The following is a 21,253-nucleotide window of genomic DNA, read 5'->3' on the forward strand; positions in this document are numbered from 1 at the left end:
GGCCGCGCCTCAGTCATGGTGGTCGGCGTCCGGGGCGGTCAGCGTCTCGGCGGCCGCGATCGCGTTGAGCACCGCGCGCGCCTTGTTGGAGGCCTCGGTGTACTCGTACGGACCGTTGGAGTCGGCCACCACCCCGCCGCCCGCCTGAACGTAGGCCGTCCCGTCGCGCATCAGCGCGGTGCTCAACGCGATCGCGGCCGCCGAGACGCTGACCGCCCCGGACGCCGACCACCATGACTGAGGCGCGGCCGAATCGGCGTGCGCGGCTATCGGTCGGAGTGGCGCAGGCGCTGCTGGTGCTGTCGGCGGCGGCGTTGTGGGCGTCGTCCCGGCTGCCGTGGGTGGTGGTCCGGTCGTTCGACGGGCTGAGCCCGCCCCGCGACGTGACGCTGTCCGGCGCGGCGTGGTCGACGGCGTTGCTGCCGTTGGCGGTGCTGATGCTCGCGACGGCCGTGGCGGCGATCGCGGTGCGCGGCTGGCCGCTGCGGGCGTTGGCGGGACTGCTGGCGTTGGCCAGCCTGGCGGTCGGCTATCTCGGGGTCAGTCTGTGGGCGCTGCCGGACGTCGCCGTACGCGGGGCCGATCTGGCGCACGTCGCCGTGATGTCGCTGGTCGGCAGCGAGCGACGGTACGTCGGCGCGGGCATCGCGGTGGCCGCCGCCGCGTGCACCCTTGTCGCGGCCGTCCTACTGCTGCGCTCGGCCGGCGACTCGGGCGCGGCCCGGTTGAGCGCGGAAAAGTATGCGGCGCCGGCGACGCGCCGCTCAAATGCGCTCCGCGGAGACGCCGATGGCGCGATGCTGGAGGAGCCGGAGACGCCGGAAATGTCGGAGCGGATGATCTGGGACGCGCTTGACGAGGGTTGCGACCCAACGCGGGACCCGACCGATCGGCCGCGCGACTCGGACACCGAGGGTCGGTGACGGGCCGCGAGCCGAGGGCCGCTACCCTTCATTCACGTCGTCGCAATCGGCTCGGATGTGTCAGATTGGCCGCGGGGTGACGATGGGTAACAGCGCGAAGGGAAGCAACAGGCATGAGTCCGGCTACCGTGCTTGACTCCATCCTCGAGGGAGTCCGGGCCGACGTTGCGGCGCGCGAAGCCCTCATCAGCCTTTCCGAAATCAAAGCCGCCGCCGCCGCCGCGCCCCCGCCGCGCGACGTGATGGCCGCCCTGCGCGAACCCGGCATCGGTGTCATCGCCGAAGTCAAGCGCGCCAGTCCGTCGGCGGGTTCCCTGGCGACGATTGCCGATCCGGCGAAGCTGGCCCGCGCGTATGAGGACGGCGGCGCTCGGATCATCAGCGTCTTGACCGAGGAGCGGCGCTTCCACGGATCGCTCGACGACCTCGACGCGGTGCGCGCCGCGGTCTCGATCCCGGTCTTGCGCAAAGACTTTGTCGTGCAGCCGTATCAGATCCACGAAGCCCGCGCGCACGGCGCCGACATGCTGCTTCTGATCGTTGCCGCGCTGGACCAGTCGGCCCTGGTGTCGATGCTGGACCGCACCGAATCGCTCGGCATGACGGCCCTTGTCGAGGTGCACACCGAGGAGGAGGCCGACCGGGCACTCAAGGCCGGGGCCAACGTAATCGGTGTCAACGCACGGGATCTCGCGACGCTGGAGGTCGACCGCGACTGCTTCGCGCGCATCGCTCCCGGGCTGCCGAGCAACGTGATCAGGATCGCCGAGTCCGGCGTCCGCGGCACCGGTGACCTGCTGGCGTACGCCGGTGCGGGTGCGGACGCGGTCTTGGTCGGCGAGGGCTTGGTCAAAAGCGGTGACCCGCGTGCCGCGGTCGCCGACCTGGTCACCGCGGGAACCCACCCGTCTTGCCCGAAACCGTCTCGCTAGTCGGCAAGTCACTTGAAGAATCCCGGCGCTGAAACGTTGAACCTCATGAGCCGTCCCCGCGTAGAGCCTTGGTGATGGTCAATCTGTCCCGCCCGGACCTTCCCCTTCCGAGTGCAGCCGTCGCCGAACCCACCAGCCACGAACCCGATGCTGGTGGCCATTTCGGCGTGTACGGCGGCCGCTACGTGGCGGAGGCGTTGATGGCGGTGATCGAAGAGGTCACCGCCGCCTACGAGAAGGAACGCATCAACCCCGATTTCCTGGACACCCTGGATGACCTGCAGGCCAATTACGCCGGCCGGCCGTCGCCGCTGTACGAGGCCACCCGGCTGTCCGGGCATGCCGGATCGGCGCGCATCTTCCTCAAGCGAGAAGACCTGAACCACACCGGTTCTCACAAGATCAACAACGTCCTCGGTCAGGCGCTGCTGGCCAAGAGGATGGGCAAGAACCGGGTCATCGCCGAGACGGGCGCCGGGCAGCACGGCGTGGCCACGGCCACCGCGTGCGCCCTGCTCGGACTGGAGTGCGTGATCTACATGGGCGCCGTGGACACCGCGCGCCAGGCGCTCAACGTGGCGCGGATGCGACTGCTGGGCGCCGAGGTGGTGTCGGTCCAGAGTGGGTCCAAGACGCTCAAGGACGCGATCAACGAGGCGTTCCGCGATTGGGTGACCAACGCCGAGCGCACCTACTACTGCTTCGGCACCGCGGCCGGGCCGCACCCGTTTCCGGCGATGGTGCGCGACTTCCAGCGGATCATCGGCTTGGAGGCGCGGGTCCAGATCCAGGCGCAGGCGGGCCGGTTGCCCGACGCGGTCGTGGCCTGTGTCGGCGGCGGATCCAACGCGATCGGCATTTTCCACCCGTTCATCGACGATCCGGGGGTGCGCCTGGTCGGCTTCGAGGCGGCCGGTGACGGCGTCGAGACGGGAAGGCACGCAGCGACTTTCGCCGGCGGATCGCCGGGGGCGTTCCAGGGGTCGTTCTCGTACCTGCTGCAGGACGAGGACGGCCAGACCATCGAATCCCATTCGATCTCAGCGGGTCTCGATTATCCCGGGGTCGGGCCCGAGCACGCTTACCTCAAGGAGATCGGGCGCGCGGAGTATCGGCCGATCACCGACGCGGAAGCGATGGACGCGTTCGCCCTGCTGTGCCGCACCGAGGGCATTATCCCGGCCATCGAATCCGCCCACGCGGTCGCGGGTGCGGTCAAGCTGGGGCTGGAATTGGGGCAGGGCGCGATCATCGTGGTGAACCTGTCGGGTCGCGGTGACAAGGACGTCGAGACGGCCGCCAAATGGTTCGGCCTGATGGGGCCCAGCGAGCGATGAGCGTGCAACAGAGGCAAGCCAGCAGGCTGGGGCCCGTCTTCGACTCGTGCCGCACGGAGAATCGCGCGGCCTTGATCGGCTACCTGCCGACCGGCTACCCCGACGTGCCGGGTTCGGTGAACGGAATGCTTGCCCTGGTCGAATCCGGTTGCGACATCATCGAAGTCGGTGTGCCCTATTCGGACCCCGGCATGGACGGGCCGACCATCGCCCGGGCCACCGAGGCCGCGCTGCGAGGGGGAGTGCGGGTCCGGGACACTCTCGCCGCGGTCGAGGCGATCAGCGCGGCCGGCGGCCGCGCGGTGGTGATGACCTATTGGAATCCCGTGTTGCGCTACGGGGTCGACGCCTTCGCGCGGGATCTCGCGGCGGCCGGCGGGCTCGGCTTGATCACCCCGGACCTCATCCCCGACGAAGCCGGGCAGTGGCTGACGGCAGCTGAGGAGCATCGGTTGGATCGCATTTTTCTCGTCGCGCCGTCGTCGACGCCGGAACGGTTGGCCATGACCGTGGAGGCGTCGCGCGGATTCGTCTACGCCGCTTCCACGATGGGGGTCACCGGGGCGCGGGACGCGGTGTCGCAGGCCGCGCCCGAGCTGGTGCGGCGGGTGAAGGCGGTCTCGGACATCCCCGTCGGCGTCGGCCTCGGGGTGCGGTCGCGGGAGCAGGCCGCCCAGATCGGCAGCTACGCCGACGGCGTCATCGTCGGTTCGGCGCTGGTGTCGGCGCTCGGTGCGGGAGGATTGCCGGCCTTGCGGGAACTGACCGAGGAACTGGCCGCGGGCGTTCGGCAGAAGGCGTCCGCGTGATGACGACGTTGCCGACGTACTTTCCCAGCCCGCCCCAGGGCGTCTGGCACCTCGGGCCCCTGCCCATCCGCGCGTACGCGCTGTTCATCATCACCGGCATCGTGGTGGCGCTGTTGATCGGCGACCGCCGCTGGGAGGCCCGCGGCGGGCAACGCGGCGTCATCTACGACATCGCGCTGTGGGTGGTGCCGTTCGGGCTGGTGGGCGGGCGGCTCTATCACCTGGCCACCGACTGGCGGACCTATTGGGGGCCGGGCGGCGCCGGATTGGGTGCCGCGGTGCGCATTTGGGACGGCGGGCTCGGCATCTGGGGCGCGGTGGCGCTCGGTTGCGTGGGCGGGTGGATCGGGTGCCGACGGCACGGCATTCCGTTGCCCGCCTTCGCCGACGCGGTGGCCCCGGGGCTCGTCCTGGCGCAGGCCATCGGCCGGCTGGGCAACTATTTCAACCAGGAGCTCTACGGCCGCGAAACCACCCTGCCGTGGGGCCTGGAGATCTTCTACCGTCGGGATCCTTCCGGATACATCGATCCCCATTCGCTGGACGGCGTCTCGACGGGACAGGTCGCACTCGTCGTGCAGCCGACATTCCTGTACGAATTGATCTGGAATGTCGTGGTTTTCGCCATCCTGATCTACGCGGACCGGCGCTTCGCGCTCGGCCACGGGCGATTGTTCGCGCTGTACGTGGCCAGCTATTGCATCGGGCGGTTCGGGGTCGAGCTGCTGCGCGACGACACCGCCACCCACATCGCGGGCATCCGGATCAATTCGTTCACATCGACTTTCGTGTTCATCGGGGCCGTGGTGTACATCATGGTGGCGCCGAAGGGGCGGGAGGCCCCCGAGAGCCTGCGCGGCAAGGAGGCCGAAGAATCCGCGGCGGCGGAGCCGGCCGAGGAGCTCGCGACCGTCGCCGCGGTCGGGGCATCGACCGCGGCCGGGGCGTCGGGCACGGCCGGCGCCGACTCCGACGAGGTGACGGAGACGGACAGGGCCGACGAAGTCGACGAGCCGGACACCGCGGCGGCCGAGTCGTCCAGCGCGGAGGCCGACGAGGCCGACGCGGCCGAGGAAGCCGACGAGGCCGACGAAGCCGACGAGGCCGAGGAAGCCGACGAGCCGGACACCGCGGCGGCCGAGGCGGAAGAACCCGAAGCCCCAGAGCCAGCCGAAGTCGAATCGCCCGAGGCCGAGACCGAAGAGGCTGACGAGGCAGAACCCGAAGCGTCCGACGCCGAAGCAGAAAAGCCAGACGAAGCAGAAGCCGAAGCGGCCGACGAACCCGAAGAGCCCGAACCCGAGCCGACGCCGGCACACGACTCGGCCGAACCGGCTTCGGCCGCCGAGCCGTACAAGACACCGCGCAGCCGCTGGAGGCTGCGCAGGAACCGGCCGTCGAACAGCTAGAGGCCGGCTCGGTCTGGCATGCTGAGACCGTGACGCAACCGCATCCCGCCGGCCAAGCGGTGGAGCGGCGTGACGGCCAGCGCCGTTACGTCGCAGTCGGCACCACCGTCGTGCTGGGCGGCGCACTCGGCTACGTCGCGCTGGTCGACCCGCACAACGCGAATTCGTTGTATCCCCAATGCCCCTTCAAGTGGCTCACCGGCTGGAACTGCCCGGCCTGCGGTGGCCTGCGCATGACCCACGACCTGTTGCACGGCCACCTGGCCGCCGCCGTCAACGACAATGTTTTCCTGCTGGTCGGCATCCCGATGCTGGCCGGATGGCTGCTGGTTGGCCGGAGCCGTGGCAAGCCGGCGCTGTCGACGGCGGCGTGGCTGATCATGGTGCTGGCGGTCATCGGGTGGACGGTGTTGCGTAACCTGCCCGGCTTCCCTCTGTTTCCGGCGATTCAGAGTGGCTAGCCGCTCACAGCGCGACAGCCCGTTAAGTCGGACCGCGGGGGGCCCACACGACTATGCTGGGTCGGCGTGAGTAGACGCGGGAAGATCGTCTGCACCCTTGGCCCTGCGACCAATTCGGACGAGCTGATTCTGGCGCTGGTCGAGGCGGGAATGGACGTCGCCCGCTTGAACTTCAGCCACGGCGACTACGCCGACCACAAGGCCGCCTACGAGCGGGTGCGCGCCGCTTCCGACACCACCGGCCGCGCGGTCGGCGTGCTCGCCGACCTGCAGGGCCCGAAGATCCGGCTGGGCCGCTTCGCCACCGGATCCACCTACTGGGCCGACGGCGAAACCGTCTGCATCACCGTCGCGAACTGCGAAGGCACCCACGACCGCGTGTCGACCACCTACAAGAGGCTGGCCGCGGACGCCGCGATCGGGGACCGGGTGCTCGTCGACGACGGCAAGGTCGGCCTGGTCGTCGACCGCATCGACGGCGACGACGTCATCTGCACCGTCGTCGAGGGCGGTCCCGTCAGCAACAACAAGGGCATCTCGCTGCCCGGGATGAACGTGTCCGCACCGGCATTGTCCGACAAGGACGTCGAGGACCTGACGTTCGCGCTGGACCTCGGGGTCGACCTGGTCGCGCTGTCGTTCGTGCGCTCGCCGTCCGATGTCGAGCTGGTGCACGAGGTGATGGACCGGATCGGTCGGCGGGTGCCGGTGATCGCCAAGCTCGAAAAGCCGGAAGCCGTCGACAATCTGGAAGCGATCGTGCTGGCCTTCGACGCCATCATGGTGGCCCGCGGCGACCTCGGCGTCGAGCTGCCGCTCGAAGAGGTGCCGCTGGTGCAGAAGCGGGCCATCCAGATGGCGCGGGAGAACGCCAAGCCCGTGATCGTGGCCACCCAGATGCTCGACTCCATGATCGAGAACTCACGCCCGACGCGCGCCGAGGCGTCCGACGTCGCCAACGCCGTGCTCGACGGCGCCGACGCGGTGATGCTGTCGGGCGAGACGTCGGTGGGCAAGTACCCGCTGGCGGCCGTGCGGACCATGTCGCGCATCATCTGCGCCGTCGAGGACAATTCCACCGCCGCGCCGCCGCTGACGCACGTGCCGCGCACCAAGCGCGGGGTGATCTCGTACGCCGCCCGCGACATCGGCGAGCGCCTGGACGCCAAGGCGCTGGTCGCCTTCACCCAGTCCGGCGACACCGTCAAGCGGCTGGCGCGGCTGCATACCCCGCTGCCGCTGCTGGCCTTCACCGCCTGGCCCGAGGTGCGCAGTCAGCTCGCGATGACGTGGGGCACCGAGACGTTCATCGTCCCGATGATGACGTCCACCGACGGCATGATCCGCCAGGTCGACAAGTCGCTGCTGGAACTGGGCCGCTACAAGCGCGGTGACCTGGTGGTGATCGTGGCCGGCGCGCCACCTGGCACAGTAGGGTCGACCAACCTCATCCATGTGCACCGCATCGGGGAGGACGACGTCTAGCCCGTCCGGGCCGGCAACCGAACCAAGGAGAGGCCGCGATCGGCACCGATTCCGATTTCAAGGAGCTGCTTGCGACCCTCGACCTCACCCGGGTCGCCGAGGACCGTTTCGTCGGGTCTCATCCCACCAAGAACCCGATGCGGACGTTCGGTGGCCAGCTGATGGCCCAATCGTTCGTCGCGAGCAGCCGCACGCTGGTCCGGGACGACCTGCCGCCCGGCGCCCTGTCCGTGCACTTCGTCAACGGGGGTGACACCGCCAAGGACATCGAGTTCCACGTCACCCGGCTGCGCGACGAGCGGCGCTTCGCCAATCGGCGCGTGGACGCCGTGCAGGACGGCATGCTGCTGTCCTCGGCGATGATCTCCTACATGGCCGGCGGCCCCGGCCTCGAACACGGCGTGGACCCGCCGCAGGTCGGCGAGCCCGAAACCCAGCCGCCGATCAGCGAATTGCTCCGCGGCTACGAGGAAACCGTTCCGCATTTCGTCAACGCCCTGCAGCCGATCGAGTGGCGCTACACCAACGACCCGGCCTGGGTGATGCGCGAGAAGGGCGATCGGCTGCCGCACAACCGGGTCTGGATGAAGGCCGGCGGCAAGCTGCCGGACGACCCGGTCCTGCACACCGCGACCATGGTCTACTCCTCGGACACCACCGTGCTCGATTCGGTGATCACCAGGCATGGCCTGTCTTGGGGGTTCGACCGCATCTTCGCCGCCTCCGCCAACCATTCGGTGTGGTTCCACCGACAGGTCGACTTCGACGACTGGGTGCTGTATTCCACGTCGTCGCCGGTGGCCGCGGATTCGCGCGGGCTCGGGACCGGCCACTTCTTCGATCGCTCCGGGCAGCTGCTGGCCACGGTGGTGCAAGAGGGCGTGCTGAAATACTTTCCACCCTCCCGCCGATAGACAGGTCGGGATACCCGCAGGACGTCGCCGTGGTTCGGGCCCGGCAGGGCCAGGACCGCGCGTAAGTTCATAGCAGCCGGGTATTCGGTGCAGAGGCGGCGGACGTCCGCCCAGCTGGAACGTCAGCGCATCGGGAGGTGAGTGTGAGCGGGCCGTTGGTCGACGTCTCAGCGAAGGCTCGCGGGCGCGAACGCGTCGTCGTCCCGGTCGATTCACGAGCAGCCCGACTGATCGGAGCCCTGGCGCTGTTGAGCGCCACCTGCTGGCTGGCCGAAATCCTCGTTCGCCACCACCACCAGCCGGCGTGGCATTACACCGATCGGTTGGCCTGGTCGTTGACGGTGCTGGTCGCGGTGGCGTGGATCGCGCGGGGCATCTTCCTGGGCCGACCGGTCACCGCGATGCATGCGGTCGCCGCCGGATTCTTCGTGCTGGCCGGCCTGGGCCTGCACGTGCTGTCCTTCGACCTGCTCGGCGACCTGGTGATCGCCGGCTCCGGCCTGGTCCTGATGTGGCCGACGGCGTCGCACCCGCGTCCGGAGGACCTACCCCGAATCTGGACGTTGATCCAGGCCACCAAGGACGATCCGTTGGCGCCGTTCGCGATGCAGACCGGCAAGAGCTACCACTTCACCGCCGACGGCAGCGCGGCGCTGGCGTACCGCACTCGCCTGGGCATCGCGGTGGTCGGCGGTGACCCGATCGGCGACGAGACCCGATTCCCCGAGCTGGTCGCCGGCTTCGCCGCCATGTGCCACGCTCACGGGTGGCGAATCGCGGTGGTGGGTTGCAGCGAGCGGCGGCTCGGATTGTGGAACGACGCCGCGCTGCTCGGACAGTCGTTGCGCGCCGTGCCGATCGGGCGCGACGTGGTCGTCGACGTCACCGCTTTCGACATGGCGGGCCGCAAGTTTCGCAACCTGCGCCAGGCGGTGAAGCGCTCGCACAACTGCGGCATCACCACCGAGATCGTCGCGGAACAGGAGCTCACCGGTGATCAACTCGCCGAGCTGACCGAGGTGGTGCGGGCCTCGAGCAAAGCGGCCCACACCGAACGCGGGTTCCACATGAATCTCGACGGAGTGCTGGAGGGCCGGTTCCCCGGCATCCAGTTGATCCTCGCCAGGGACGCCACGGGCAAGGTGCAGGGCTTTCACCGCTACGCGACGGCCGGCGGCGGCAGCGACATCACCCTCGACGTGCCGTGGCGCCGGCGGGGGGCGCCCAACGGCATCGACGAGCGGCTCAGCATCGACATGATCATGGCCGGCAAAGAGACTGGGGCCGAACGGCTTTCGCTCGCCTTCGCGGCGTTCCCGGAGATCTTCGACGAGAAGAACCGCAGCCGCGCCCAGCGCGTCTTCTATCGACTCATCCACATCCTCGATCCGTTGATCGCGCTGGAGTCGCTCTACCGGTATGTGCGCAAGTTCCACGCGCTCGACGCCCGGCGCTACGCCCTGGTTTCGATGACCCAGATCGTCACGTTGTTGATCGTGTTGCTGTCATTGGAGTTCATGCCGCGCCGGCGACATCTCTGAGCCCATCGACGCGCAGCTCGCGACACCCGATGCCGTCGGGTAGGTGGTGGGTGGCCACCACCACGGTCCGGTCGGCGGGCACCAGTCGAGAATCCGGCCCCAGCAGGTCACGCAGGATCGGTTCGGCGTCGGCCGCGTCCAGGTGCTCGGTGGGCTCGTCGAGCAGGACGATCCGGGCCGGTGAGAGCACGGCGCGCGCCAGCAGCAGCCGTCGGCGCTGACCGCCCGAAAGCGCTTGGGCCCCACCGGTCAGCACCGTCGACAGGCCGTCGGGGAGACCGGCGAGCCAGCCGCCCAGCCCGACCGCACCCAGCGCGGCCGCCAGTTCGTCGTCTCGACAGTCGCCGCGGGCGACCAGCAAGTTGTCTCGGACGGTGGTGGCGAAGACGTGCGCGTCCTCGGCGAAAAAGCTGACGGCGCGCCGCAATTCCCCTTCGTCGAATTCGACAAGGTCGGTGCCGTCGAGCGTTACCTGTCCCTGCAGCGGGGGGAGCAGCCCGGCGAGCGTCATCAACAGCGTCGTCTTGCCGGAGCCGCTGGCGCCGGTGACGGCCAGCCGGGCACCAGGCGCCAGGTCGAGGGTGACGCGGTTCGACCGGGTGGCCTCGGTGTGGCCGGAGCGGATGTCGGCCGACAACACGGCGGCGTCACCGGGTCGCACCGGGCTCCCGGTTGCAGCCTCGGGCCGGCTCGGGTGCTCGGGCGCCGCCAGGTCGAGCAGCCGGCGCGCGGCGATGCGCGACCGCGTCAGCTGGACCGCGGCGGCCGGCAACGGTGTCATCGCCTCGAACGCGGACAGCGGCAACAACATCAGGACGGCCAAGGTGGTGGGCGCGACCGACGGCGCCAACCCGATCCCGGCCACCACCGCGCCGAGCACGCTGGCGCCGATGGCGGCGGTGGGCACGGCCTCGGCGATGGCGGCCGGTCTGGCGGCGGCGTCGAGCGCGGCGCCCCAAGCCTTTTGGCGGCGTTGCGACTCGGCGATGACACGGGGGAGGAGGCCGGCGACGCGAAGCTCGGGCGCGTGCTCGAGGGCGATCATGGCCGCCGTGTCCCGCTCCGAATGATGCTGGCGGGCAAGGCTTTCCTGGCCGGCCGCGGCCCTGCCGGCAAACCGCGGCGCGACGAAGCCGGCGACCAGCAGGCAGATCGCCAGCACCGCCGCCGCCGGCGGCGAGATGGCCGCGACCACGGCGGTCGCCGCCAGCCCCAGCACCGCCGCGACCCCGATCGGCACCACGGCACGCACCAGCACGTTGGCCAGTTCGTCGACGTCGGAGCCCACGCGTGCGACCAGCTCACCGCTGTGCAGGCGGACCGCGGCCGCCGCGGGCCCACGGGCCAGCCGATCGTAGACCCGCGCCCTGGCGGTGCCGGCCGCCCGCAGCGCGGCGTCGTGGGTGACCAGTCGCTCGCAGTAGTGCAGCACGCCCCGCGAGATGGCGAACGCGCGCACCGCGACCGCCGCGACCGACAGGTCGAGCACCGGCGGCATCTGCCAGGCCCGGGTGATCAGCCACGCCGAGACGCCCGCCAGCGCCAGCGCGCTGCCCAGCGACAGCACACCCAGCGCGATCGCCGCCCCGATGCGGGGAAGGCTCGGACGCAGCAGCGGCAGGGCCGCCCGCAGCGGATCAGATTGCGGCATAACGCGCTCCGCTGTCGGCGGCCACCTCCACCACCCGATCGCCGATGGCCAGCACCGGTTCGCGGTGCCCGACGACGACGACGGTCGCACCGGCGCGGGCGCGCTCCTCGATGGCCCGCAGCACGCGTTGCTCGGCGCGGGCGTCCAGGTGTGCGGTGGGCTCGTCGAGCAACAGCACGGGCGCGGCCGACCCGAGCGCCCGGGCGAGGCCGAGCCGTTGCCGCTGGCCCAGCGACAGGCCGACGCCGCCACGGCCCAGCACGGTGTCCAGCCCCTGCGGAAGCTCGGCCAGCACCGCATCGAAAGCCGAAGCCGTGCAAGCCTTGTCCAGGTCGTCGAGGTCGCCGAACAAGATCAGGTTGTCCCGGACGGTGCCCGGGACGAGCGCCGGGCGCTGCGGCAGCCAGGACAGCTGACGCCACCAAGCGCCCGGCTCCAGGTCGGTGACGTCGATGCCGGCCACCGTCACGCGGCCCGACGTCGGTACCGTGATGCCGGTGATCGCCTGCAGGGCCGTGCTTTTGCCGGCACCATTGCGTCCGGTCAGCACCGTCACCGAGCCCGGTTCGATCAGCGCGGTGAGGCCGCGCGGCGCTTGACCGTCGCGGCCCGCGACGCTGAGCCCCTCGAGTCGGATCTCCGCCCCGCGTGCGGTGACGGTCTGGCTTCGGGCCGTTGGGGGAATCGGCGCGCCGATGAGCGCAAAGGCCTTGTCGGCGGCGGTCCTGCCGTCCTGCGCGGCATGAAATTCCACGCCGATTCGGCGCAGCGGCCAGTACACGTCGGGCGCCAGTAACAGCACCGTGAGCCCGGTCGCCAGCGTCATCTCGCCGAACACCAGGCGCATCCCGATCCCCACCGCGATCAGCGCGACGCCCAGCGTCGCCAGCAATTCCAGCACCAGCGCCGACAGGAAGGCGATGCGCAGTGTGGCCATGGCCGAGCGGCGATGGGCCGCGGCGAGTTCGGCGATGCGTTGTTCGGGGCCCCGGGCGCGGCCCAGCGCGCGCAGCGTGGGGATGCCGGCGATCAGATCCAGCAACCGCCCCTGCAGCGTCGTCATGGCGGCCAGGGCGGCCGCCGACCGGTCGGCGGTGGCCAGGCCGATCAGCACCATGAATACCGGGATGAGCGGCAGGGTGATCGCCACGATCGCCGCGGACTTGAGGTCGTAGAACGCGACCACGGCGACGGTCGCCGGCGTCAGGATCCCCGCGAGCACCAGCGTGGGCAGGTACCCGGTGAAATAAGGGCGCAGGCCGTCGAGACCCCGGGTGACCACCACGGCGGCGGCGTCCCGTTGGGAAGCGAGTTCGCCCGGCTGCCGGGCGGTCACCGCCGTCAGCACCTGACCGGACAGATCGGCGATCACCGCGGTGGCGCCGCGTTGGCCCAACCGGGCCTGCAGCCACTGTGCTAGCGCGCGAACGGTCCACAGCAGGGCGAGCATCGACAGCGGTCCCAGCCAGGTCCGCAGGCCGTGCGCCGCGTGATCACCGACGGCGCGCGCGACGACGTTCGCCAGCACGATCGCCGAGCCGATCGCACACCCGGAGATCACCACGCCGCAGCAGACGGTCGCGGTCAGGTAGCGCCGCAAGGCGATCGAGGCCCGCCACAGTCGCGGGTCCAGCGGGCCCCGCGTTTTCGAGTCGGGCGGCGAATCCGTCGCGCTCAGGACACCCGCCTCGCCAGGCCGATGGACTCAGGTATCCGATCCGCCGAGATCCGTTGCCGGAAAACCCAATACGTCCACGCTTGATACACCACCGTCAGCGGGGCCATGAACGCCGTCACCCACGTCATCACCTTGAGGGTGTAGGGCGTCGAGGAGGCGTTGTAGATGGTCAGGCTCCACTGCTTGTTCAGCGTCGAGGGCACCAGGTTCGGGTACAGCGCGCCGAACAACAGCACCACCACCGCCGCAACGACGGTCGCCGTGCAGGCGAAGGCCCAACCGTCGGACAGGCGCCGCCACACCAGCAGCACCGCCGCCAGCTGCGCCACCACCGCGACCCCGAGCACCACCCAGGTCCAGTCCTTGCCGTGGGCCAGTTGCGTCCAGATCCCAAAGACCGCAACCAGTCCGGTCACCGGCAGCGACAGCCACACCGCCAGCCGGTGGGCGTCGTCGCGGATGGCACCGGAGGTCTTCAGCGAGATGAACACCGCGCCGTAGAACAGGAACAGCCCGGCCGTGGCCAGGCCGCCCAGCAGCGTGTAGGCGTTGAGCACGTCGGTGACCGACAGGTGAACCTGGCCGTCGGCGTCCACCGGCAGCCCGCGAACCAGGATGGCGAAGGCCACCCCCCACAGAATCGCCGGCAGCCACGACCCGGCCGCGATGCCGAAATCGGCCCAGCCCCGCCACTTCGTGTCGTCGATCTTGCCGCGCCATTCGATCGCCACTGCCCGCAGGATCATGCCGAACAGGATGGCCAGCAGCGGCAGGTACAGCGTCGAGAACACGGTGGCGTACCAGCCCGGGAAGGCGGCGAACATCGCTGCGCCGCCGACGATCAGCCAGACCTCGTTGCCGTCCCAGATCGGGCCGATGGTGTTCAGCGCCGTGCGTCGGATCGGTTCCGGCTCGCCGATGCCGACGCGCGCGAGCGGTTCCATCAGCATGCCCACGCCGAAGTCGAAGCCCTCCAGAACGAAGAAGCCGAGGAACAGCAATCCGATGATGCCGAACCACAACTGCTGCAGCCCCATCGATCAGCTCCCTTCCGAGTCGTGGGTTCTTCGGGCCTAGTAGGCGAACGACAGCGGGGCCACCTCGGCGTCGCCGGGTGCGGGCGGGGGAGCCGGTTCGGCGTCGTGTTCCCGCGGCCCTTCGGTGATGTAGCGCTTGAGCAGGAAGAACCAGATCACCGCGAGCACGGCGTACACCAGGGTGAAGGTGACCAGCGACGTGATGACCATGCCGGGCGGATGGTTCGACACGGCCTCGCGGACGGTGAACCGAACCTGTTGGTCGCCGGTCGGATTCGGGGCGACGATCCAGGGTTGCCGGCCCATTTCGGTGAAGACCCACCCGGAGATGTTCGCCAGGAACGGCGTGGGAATGGTCAGCAGCGCCAGCCAGGAGAACCAGCGTTGGTTGGGGACCCGGCCGCCGCGGGTGAGCCACAGCGCCGCGAGGGCGAACAGGATCGGTACGGCCAGGAAACCGATCATCAGGCGGAAGGACCAGTAGGTGACGAACAGGTTGGGCCGGTAGTCGTTCGGGCCGAATCGATGCTCGAAGTCCTGCTGGATATTGCGCACGCCCTGCAACGTCACGCCGCTGGTCCGGCCCTCGGCGAGGAACGGCAGCACGTAGGGCACCTCGATCACCCGGGTGATGCTGTCGCAGTTGTTGTGCGTGCCGACGGTGAGGATCGAAAAGTCCGGGTCGGTTTCGGTGGCGCATAGAGATTCCGCCGACGCCATCTTCATCGGTTGCTGGACGAACATCAGCTTGCCCTGCCGGTCGCCGGTGAAGAACAGGCCGACGGCGGCGAGCAGCACCACCCAGCAGCCCAGGATGGTCGCCGGCCGAAACATGGTGCGCGCATTCGATTCGGCGGCGGGGGTGGCGGTTTCCGGGCGGCGGGACCGGACCAGGAACCAGGCGCTGACCGCCGCGACGAACGTTCCCGCGGTCAGCAACGCGCCGGTCACCGTGTGGGTAAACGCCCACCGCGCAGTGTTATTGCCCAGCAGCGCGGTGATGCTGTCGAGTTCGGCGCGGTGCGTCGCGGGATTGTAGTGCGCACCGACCGGATGTTGCATGAAAGAGTTCGCCACGATGATGAAGAACGCGGACGCGTTGACGCCGATGGCGACGATCCAGATGCAGGCCAGGTGGATCAGTTTCGGCAGCCGGCCCCAGCCGAAGATCCACAACCCGATGAAGGTGGACTCGAAGAAGAAGGCGAACAGCCCCTCCATGGCCAGGGGCGCCCCGAAGATGTCGCCGACGAACCGCGAATACTCAGACCAGTTCATCCCGAATTGGAACTCCTGGACGATCCCGGTCGCCACGCCGATGGCGAAGTTGATCAGGAACAACTTGCCGAAGAACTTGGTGAGGCGGTACCACGCGACGTTGTCGGTGACCACCCACACCGTCTGCATGACGGCCAGCAGGGGCGCCAGGCCGATCGTGAGCGGCACGAAGATGAAGTGGTAGACGGTGGTGATACCGAACTGCCACCGTGAAATATCGACGACATTCATCTGTCATCTCCCGATACAGCGGAGCCGTGGGCACGGCTACTACGGATTGTAGTAGAAGGGTCGGGGCCGGCGCTAGCGAGAACCGCCGTCAGCCCGTCAGTGTCTTGGACGCCTTGCGGATGCCGAAGGACGAGATGATCTCGAAAATGCCGATGACCACGAACCACACCCCGACCACGAGCGCCAGCGTGACAATCGATTCGAGCGGCGAGGCCAGGACGACGATGCCGGCGAGCAGGCTGATCACGCCGATGAAGATCGCCCATCCCCGACCCGGCAGATGCGGGTCCTGGATGGCTGAGACCGTCGTGCCGACGCCGCGGAAGATGAATCCGATGCCAATCCAGATGGCCAGCAACAGAATTGCGTAACCCTGACCGAAATGACGAAACGCCAAGAGCGCCAAGATGAGTGACGCGGCGCCGCTGATGAACAGGAGTATCCGGCTGCCCGCCGAGACATGCAGGCTGAACGCGAAGAACACTTGCGCCGCGCCGGTGATCAAGAGGTACACGCCGAACGCGGTCGCCGCGACGACGATGGATATCCCGGGCCACGCCAGCACCACGACGCCGAGGGCGAGCGACAGAATTCCCGATATCAGGGTCGATTTCCACAGATGCGGCAACAGAGTTGGAGCTGGAGGAGGTCCGGGTGTGGTTTGCATGGCCGCAGTCTGACACAATCGCCGCCCCCGGTATAGGGCACTTTGGCTACACGTGGGCGGTGCGCGAATCCTCGGTCAGCAGGTCGCCGGTTTCCTCGGTGGTTTCGCCGGCCGCCTTGCGCCCGATCAGATACCAGGTGCGCATGAGGCCCTTGCCTTTGACGTCGATGTGGCCGCGCTCCTGTAGGACGAACTCATCCTTGAGGCGCTCGTACATGGCCTCGGGCACCTGAATTCGGCCGACGGAGTCGGTGGATTCCATTCGGGACGCGACGTTGACCGCGTCGCCCCACACGTCATAGAAGAAGCGGCGCGAGCCCACGACGCCGGCGACCACCGGCCCGCATGCCATGCCCACCCGCAGCGGCACCGCGTTGCCATGCGGATCCTTCAGTGCGGCCGCGGCATTGGCCATGTCGAGGGCGAAGTCCGCGAGCGCCTGGGCGTGATCGGGGCGTGCGCGCGGCACCCCGCTGACGACCATGTAGGAGTCCCCGCTGACTTTGATCTTCTCGAGTCCGTGCCTGTCCACCAGCGCGTCGAAGGCGCCGTAGAGGCGGTCGAGGAAGCGCACCAGATCGGCCGGAGCGGTGCTGCTGGCTCGTTCGGTGAACCCGACGATGTCGGCGAAGAGGACGGAGGCGACGTCGTACTTGTCGGCGATGACGCTGCGGTCCGGCTCCTTGAGCCGCTCGGCGATGCTGGCCGGCAACATGTTGGCCAACAGCGCTTCGGAGCGCTCGTACTGCGCCTCCATCACGGCCTCCGCGCGAGCGGTGTCGCGCAGGGCGAACCACACCGTCACGACGACCATCACGACGCTGGAGATCGCGGTGATGACGAATCCCGCCGACTGCGCCCATGCGGGTTGCAGGCCGGTGTCGCGGGGGATCAAGAATTCGACGGCGATGATCAGGCCGGCGGCGACCGCCGCCAGCGTTGACGCCAGGACGATGTGCTCGATCCCCAGCAGGAGCACCACGATGCAGGCGCCCACCAGGAAGAAGAACTGAGCGCCCGAGCCGGTGCCGACGTCGACGCAGCTGGCGAAGACCGACACGTAGGCCGCGCCCAAGAACGTCAGCGGGGCAACGAGTTCGCCGAATCGCTGCAGCCACGGGACCATCGCGAAGACCATGGCGCCCAGGACGTTGATGGAGCTGACCTGCCACAACCAGGATCCGCCCAGGATCTGAACCAGAACGAAGCTGACGCTGACCAGGACGGCCAGCCACGCGGTGATGGTCAAGATCCGGGCGCGGCGCGCGGCGCTGGCGACGTAGTGCTGGTTGCGGTCGCGGGTCTGCGCCCGCACCGCGGCTACGCAGTCCGGGCGGTTCGGCTCGCCAGCTGACACCGGTGGGGCACCGCACTTCTTCGCCGCCACGGTCAAAGCGTAACCCGCTGAGCTCGGATTTGTCGGCCCCGACGGCGGAGGCGGAATCAGGTCTCGGCCGCCGCTACCGGTGCCGGTCCACGGGCGGCGTCAGCGGGTCGAGAAAAAATTGTAAAAAAGATTTTCCGTATGAGGGTTTTGCAAATTTTTCCGACGTGTTATTAAACATATGTCGGGCTGTGATGTGGGTCATGTGTTCCTCTAATGCGGGGGTGCGGGATGGCAAGTCTCAGCAGCAGGATTGGAATCGCGCTTATGCTCGCGTGCACCGCGGCGGCAACGCCCGCGTGCGGGGTGGGGTGTAACGGCGCGGCCTCGCTGCTGCGGGTGGCCACCGACTCGATGCAGAGCGATCCGATGCAGGTCAACGTGGTGCACTCGGAAGAACAAGTGTGCATCAGCCGCTAACGCGGTGGCGTTCGGTGCCACCGCCGGACTGGAGTTAGCTCGCGGAGCGGCGCCCATCGTGAGGGGTCGATGGGAGCCGTTGTTAATTGTGTTTCGGCGGCGTGAGTTGCTAGTTACCCGAATTAGTATGAATTCATCATGAACCGTCGCGCCGCGATTGAATGCAAAGCCGGAGTTAAATTTCGCGGTACTTAAATGGGGCCTATTCCATACCTTTGGAACGTATTTTGTGGCTTTTCCAAGCCGGAGGCTTGCTACCCCCGCGCATCGCGCCGACTTCGGTATCGGAGAGGCGGCTATCAGCCGCAGCCGGTTTGCCGCGGGGGGCCCCGTCGCGGCCCGCCGGCGTGCACACAGCGATCGCGCCCTGGGGCCGGACCCCCGAAGAGTTTGTTGGGCGACCCCTCCGATCGACTCCAGGGTCCCGGGGGCCTACGCCAGGTGTGGCGGGTTTGCCCGCGCAGCCGCGCAGGACCGCGTCGACCTTTCCGGCGCCGCCCGTGAGAAGGGCGCTGCCGCTGATGGTGCCCTCGGTGGGATTCGAACCCACACTGGACGGGTTTTGAGTCCGTTTCCTCTGCCAGTTGGGATACGAGGGCTTGCTCGGCCTCCTAGGTTAGAGGCAGCCTCCCACCATAAAGGATTTGGTGCCGCGGACCATCTCACCGCCCCCGAGGTCGCTGGTTCGAGGCGTTCACGACACAATGTCCGTCATGACAGGCCCCACGACCGACACCGACGCAGCTGTGCCGCGCCGGGTCCTGATCGCCGAGGACGAAGCGCTCATCCGACTGGACCTCGCCGAGATGCTCCGAGAGGAGGGTTACGAGATCGTCGGGGAGGCCGGCGACGGCCAGGAAGCCGTCGAGCTGGCCGAGCGCCATCGGCCCGACCTGGTGATCATGGACGTGAAGATGCCGCGCCGCGACGGGATCGACGCGGCGTCGGAGATCGCCAGCAAGCGCATCGCCCCGATCGTGGTGCTCACCGCGTTCAGCCAGCGGGACTTGGTCGAACGCGCCCGCGACGCCGGCGCGATGGCCTACCTGGTGAAGCCCTTCACTATCAGCGACCTGATTCCGGCCATCGAGCTGGCCGTGAGCCGCTTCGCCGAGATCAGTGAGCTGGAACGCGAAGTGGCGACGCTGTCCGAGCGGCTGGAGACGCGCAAGCTCGTCGAACGCGCCAAGGGGCTGCTGCAGACCAAGCAGGGCATGACCGAGCCCGAGGCGTTCAAGTGGATTCAGCGCGCCGCGATGGACCGGCGGACCACGATGAAGCGGGTCGCCGAGGTCGTCCTGGAAACGTTGGACACCGACGACGAGTAGCGCTGGGCCGTCGAGCGTGCGCCGACGGCTTTCGGGGTGCGCTCAGGGCGACGACACGCCGAATGAGGCCGCCCCCGTTGCACATTGGGCGGCTAAGCGCCGTCAGCGCGCGACGATCACCGAGGAGCCGTGGCCGAACAGGCCCTGGTTGGCCGTGACGCCGACCGTGGCGTTCTCCACCTGCCGGCCCGTCGCCTGACCGCGCAGTTGCCAGGTGAGCTCGCAGACCTGCGCGATGGCCTGCGCGGGGATGGCCTCGCCGAAGCAGGCCAGCCCGCCCGACGGGTTGACCGGGACCCTGCCGCCGATGGTGGTCGCGCCGCTGCGCAACAGCGCCTCGGCCTCGCCCTTGGGGCACAGCCCGAGGTGCTCGTACCAGTCGAGCTCCAGCGCGGTGGACAGGTCGTAGACCTCGGCCAGGCTGACGTCCTCGGGCCCGATGCCCGCCTCGGCGTAGGCCGCGTCCAGGATCTGATCCTTGAACACCCGCTCCGGCGCGGGCACCGCGGCGGTGGAATCCGTTGCGATGTCGGGCAATTCGGGCAGGTGCTGGGGGTAGCGGGGGGTGACCGTGCTGACGGCGCGCACGGAAGGAACGCCGTCGAGCGAGCCGAGGTGCTTGCGGGCGAACTCGGCGCTGGCCACGATCAGGGCCGCCGCGCCGTCGGAGGTGGCGCAGATGTCGAGCTGCCGCAGCGGGTCGGCCACCACCGGGCTGGCGAACACGTCCTCGGGCGAGGCTTCTTTGCGGTAGCGGGCGTTCGGGTTCTGCAATCCGTGTCGGGAGTTCTTCACCTTCACCTGGGCGAAGTCGTCGGTGGTCGCGCCGTAGAGGTCCATCCGTCGGCGCGCCAGCAGCGCGAAGTACACCGGGTTCATCGCGCCGATCAGGTGGAATCGCTGCCAGTCGGGATCGTTCTTGCGTTCCCCGCCGACCGGGGCGAACGCGCCCTTGGGGGTGGTGTCCGCACCGATCACCAGCGCGACGTCGCAGAAGCCGGCCAGGATCTGGGCGCGCGCGCTCTGCAGCGCCTGTGAGCCGCTGGCGCACGCGGCGTAGCTCGAGCTCACCGGCACGCCGTTCCAGCCGAGCTTCTGGGCGAACGTGGACCCGGCGATGAAGCCCGGGTAGCCGTTGCGGATCGTGTCCGCGCCGGCGACCAACTGGATCTGCCGCCAGTCCAGGCCGGCCTCGGCCAGCGCGGCGCGCGCGGCCACGACCCCGTATTCGGTGAAATCGCGGCCCCACTTGCCCCACGGGTGCATGCCGGCGCCGAGGATGTAAAGCGGTTCGGGCATCAGGCGATCCTCCACGCATAGACGATGCGCTGCACGCCGTCATCGTCGGTGAACAGCGGCATGGTGGTCAGCTCCATCTCCATGCCGACCTTCAAGTCGGCGGCCAGCGTGCCCTCGACCACCTTGCCCAGCACGATCAGTCCCTCGTCGGCCAGCTCGACCGCGGCAATGGCGAAGGGCTCGAAGGGATCCGGGGCGGGGTAGGGCGCCGGCGGCGGATACCGGTTTTCGGTGTAGCTCCACAGCTTGCCCCGGGTCGACAGCGCGACCGGCTCTAGCGTGTCGCTGGCGCACGCCGGGTTGGGGCAGTTGTTCTCCCGCGGCGGGAAGACGTAGGTGCCGCACTCGGGGCATTTGCCGCCGATCAGGTGCGGCTGGCCGGCCTCGTCGGTGGCGAACCATCCGTCGATCGCGGGTTCTTGGCTGGTGACCTCTGGCACTCGGCCAGACTACCCAGGCCCAACACAAA

18 protein-coding genes, 1 tRNA gene and 2 pseudogenes are annotated in these 21,253 nt (G+C 68.9%); 11 read left to right on the plus strand and 10 right to left on the minus strand.

Translation table 11 applies throughout. The features are described from left to right. Window positions 1-9: 9 nt before the first annotated feature. Window positions 10-195, minus strand: a pseudogene (locus A5681_RS26850) (anthranilate synthase component I); the annotation flags it as partial. 38 nt (window positions 196-233) lie between these two features. On the opposite strand from A5681_RS26850, the gene A5681_RS23735 reads away from it, so the two are divergent. From A5681_RS23735 to A5681_RS23775, 9 genes are all read left to right on the plus strand, one after another. Then, the gene (locus A5681_RS23735) at window positions 234-923 is read left to right on the plus strand and encodes a TIGR02234 family membrane protein (protein WP_067281478.1); all 690 of its coding nucleotides are present in this window, start codon (window positions 234-236) and stop codon (window positions 921-923) included. A 113-nt stretch (window positions 924-1,036) separates the two neighbouring features. Then, a complete protein-coding gene (gene trpC / locus A5681_RS23740; protein WP_055404126.1) occupies window positions 1,037-1,855 on the plus strand; it encodes an indole-3-glycerol phosphate synthase TrpC in 819 nt (272 codons plus the stop codon). Window positions 1,856-1,929: 74 nt separating this feature from the next. Further along, on the plus strand, window positions 1,930-3,192 hold the full coding sequence (gene trpB, locus A5681_RS23745; RefSeq protein WP_067281480.1) for a tryptophan synthase subunit beta: 1,263 nt from the start codon (window positions 1,930-1,932) through the stop codon (window positions 3,190-3,192). After that, window positions 3,189-4,001, plus strand: a complete 813-nt coding sequence (trpA, locus tag A5681_RS23750) for a tryptophan synthase subunit alpha (protein WP_067281482.1) — start codon at window positions 3,189-3,191, stop codon at window positions 3,999-4,001. The genes trpB and trpA overlap by 4 nt, the downstream gene beginning before the upstream one ends. Beyond that, entirely contained in the window at window positions 4,001-5,410 is a 1,410-nt protein-coding gene (locus tag A5681_RS23755) for a prolipoprotein diacylglyceryl transferase (RefSeq protein ID WP_067281484.1), read from the plus strand. The genes trpA and A5681_RS23755 overlap by 1 nt, the downstream gene beginning before the upstream one ends. 59 nt (window positions 5,411-5,469) lie before the next feature. Beyond that, entirely contained in the window at window positions 5,470-5,871 is a 402-nt protein-coding gene (locus tag A5681_RS23760) for a DUF2752 domain-containing protein (RefSeq protein ID WP_067281851.1), read from the plus strand. Between the two features lie 66 nt (window positions 5,872-5,937). Continuing rightward, a complete protein-coding gene (pyk, locus tag A5681_RS23765; protein WP_067281485.1) occupies window positions 5,938-7,356 on the plus strand; it encodes a pyruvate kinase in 1,419 nt (472 codons plus the stop codon). A gap of 38 nt (window positions 7,357-7,394) precedes the next feature. Beyond that, window positions 7,395-8,270 carry an acyl-CoA thioesterase II gene (locus A5681_RS23770; protein WP_067281487.1) on the plus strand — a complete coding sequence of 292 codons (876 nt, stop codon included), beginning with the start codon at window positions 7,395-7,397 and terminating at the stop codon, window positions 8,268-8,270. Window positions 8,271-8,413: 143 nt separating this feature from the next. Then, complete coding sequence (locus tag A5681_RS23775; protein ID WP_067281490.1) at window positions 8,414-9,811, plus strand: bifunctional lysylphosphatidylglycerol flippase/synthetase MprF; 1,398 nt, start codon at window positions 8,414-8,416, stop codon at window positions 9,809-9,811. Here the strand turns inward: A5681_RS23775 and cydC are convergent. From cydC to A5681_RS23805, 6 genes and pseudogenes are all read right to left on the minus strand, one after another. Next, window positions 9,724-11,462: pseudogene (cydC, locus tag A5681_RS23780) on the minus strand (thiol reductant ABC exporter subunit CydC). The gene A5681_RS23775 and the pseudogene cydC sit on opposite strands and share 88 nt — an antisense overlap. Beyond that, the gene (gene cydD, locus A5681_RS23785; RefSeq protein WP_067281495.1) at window positions 11,449-13,062 is read right to left on the minus strand and encodes a thiol reductant ABC exporter subunit CydD; all 1,614 of its coding nucleotides are present in this window, start codon (window positions 13,060-13,062) and stop codon (window positions 11,449-11,451) included. The pseudogene cydC and the gene cydD overlap by 14 nt, the downstream one beginning before the upstream one ends. Window positions 13,063-13,136: 74 nt before the next feature. Beyond that, window positions 13,137-14,177, minus strand: coding sequence for a cytochrome d ubiquinol oxidase subunit II (cydB, locus tag A5681_RS23790; RefSeq protein WP_067281497.1), 1,041 nt, complete (start codon window positions 14,175-14,177; stop codon window positions 13,137-13,139). 36 nt (window positions 14,178-14,213) lie between these two features. Further along, on the minus strand, window positions 14,214-15,686 hold the full coding sequence (locus A5681_RS23795) for a cytochrome ubiquinol oxidase subunit I (RefSeq protein WP_067281501.1): 1,473 nt from the start codon (window positions 15,684-15,686) through the stop codon (window positions 14,214-14,216). Between the two features lie 88 nt (window positions 15,687-15,774). After that, the gene (locus A5681_RS23800; RefSeq protein WP_156738127.1) at window positions 15,775-16,371 is read right to left on the minus strand and encodes an HdeD family acid-resistance protein; all 597 of its coding nucleotides are present in this window, start codon (window positions 16,369-16,371) and stop codon (window positions 15,775-15,777) included. Window positions 16,372-16,399: 28 nt separating this feature from the next. Continuing rightward, window positions 16,400-17,740 carry an adenylate/guanylate cyclase domain-containing protein gene (locus A5681_RS23805; RefSeq protein WP_067281504.1) on the minus strand — a complete coding sequence of 447 codons (1,341 nt, stop codon included), beginning with the start codon at window positions 17,738-17,740 and terminating at the stop codon, window positions 16,400-16,402. A gap of 264 nt (window positions 17,741-18,004) precedes the next feature. Between A5681_RS23805 and A5681_RS27300 the strand changes: the two genes are divergently transcribed. Further along, window positions 18,005-18,157 carry a hypothetical protein gene (locus A5681_RS27300; protein ID WP_156738128.1) on the plus strand — a complete coding sequence of 51 codons (153 nt, stop codon included), beginning with the start codon at window positions 18,005-18,007 and terminating at the stop codon, window positions 18,155-18,157. Between the two features lie 522 nt (window positions 18,158-18,679). Here the strand turns inward: A5681_RS27300 and A5681_RS23810 are convergent. Further along, window positions 18,680-18,756: transfer RNA gene (locus tag A5681_RS23810), tRNA-Leu, on the minus strand. A gap of 114 nt (window positions 18,757-18,870) precedes the next feature. Here A5681_RS23810 and A5681_RS23815 point away from each other — a divergent pair. Then, window positions 18,871-19,485, plus strand: a complete 615-nt coding sequence (locus A5681_RS23815) for an ANTAR domain-containing response regulator (protein WP_197498707.1) — start codon at window positions 18,871-18,873, stop codon at window positions 19,483-19,485. A 102-nt stretch (window positions 19,486-19,587) separates the two neighbouring features. On the opposite strand, the gene A5681_RS23820 is transcribed toward A5681_RS23815, so the two are convergent. Both A5681_RS23820 and A5681_RS23825 read right to left on the minus strand, forming a co-directional pair. Continuing rightward, window positions 19,588-20,784, minus strand: a complete 1,197-nt coding sequence (locus tag A5681_RS23820) for a lipid-transfer protein (RefSeq protein WP_067281857.1) — start codon at window positions 20,782-20,784, stop codon at window positions 19,588-19,590. After that, window positions 20,784-21,224 carry a Zn-ribbon domain-containing OB-fold protein gene (locus A5681_RS23825; protein ID WP_067281510.1) on the minus strand — a complete coding sequence of 147 codons (441 nt, stop codon included), beginning with the start codon at window positions 21,222-21,224 and terminating at the stop codon, window positions 20,784-20,786. Before A5681_RS23825 ends, A5681_RS23820 begins: the two co-directional genes overlap by 1 nt. Window positions 21,225-21,253 lie beyond the last annotated feature (29 nt).

This window comes from Mycobacterium scrofulaceum, from assembly GCF_001667885.1.
Taxonomy (GTDB): Bacteria; Actinomycetota; Actinomycetes; order Mycobacteriales; family Mycobacteriaceae; genus Mycobacterium; species Mycobacterium scrofulaceum_C.

Coding starts and splice junctions, on each gene's coding strand:
- A5681_RS23755 (WP_067281484.1), top strand. CDS start 4,001: ATGACGACGTTGCCGACGTACTTTCCCAGCCCGCCCCAGGGCGTCTGG.
- A5681_RS23815 (WP_197498707.1), top strand. CDS start 18,871: ATGACAGGCCCCACGACCGACACCGACGCAGCTGTGCCGCGCCGGGTC.
- A5681_RS23820 (WP_067281857.1), bottom strand. CDS start 20,784: ATGCCCGAACCGCTTTACATCCTCGGCGCCGGCATGCACCCGTGGGGC.
- trpB (WP_067281480.1), top strand. CDS start 1,930: ATGGTCAATCTGTCCCGCCCGGACCTTCCCCTTCCGAGTGCAGCCGTC.
- A5681_RS27300 (WP_156738128.1), top strand. CDS start 18,005: ATGCTCGCGTGCACCGCGGCGGCAACGCCCGCGTGCGGGGTGGGGTGT.
- A5681_RS23735 (WP_067281478.1), top strand. CDS start 234: ATGACTGAGGCGCGGCCGAATCGGCGTGCGCGGCTATCGGTCGGAGTG.
- trpA (WP_067281482.1), top strand. CDS start 3,189: ATGAGCGTGCAACAGAGGCAAGCCAGCAGGCTGGGGCCCGTCTTCGAC.
- A5681_RS23795 (WP_067281501.1), bottom strand. CDS start 15,686: ATGAATGTCGTCGATATTTCACGGTGGCAGTTCGGTATCACCACCGTC.
- trpC (WP_055404126.1), top strand. CDS start 1,037: ATGAGTCCGGCTACCGTGCTTGACTCCATCCTCGAGGGAGTCCGGGCC.
- cydB (WP_067281497.1), bottom strand. CDS start 14,177: ATGGGGCTGCAGCAGTTGTGGTTCGGCATCATCGGATTGCTGTTCCTC.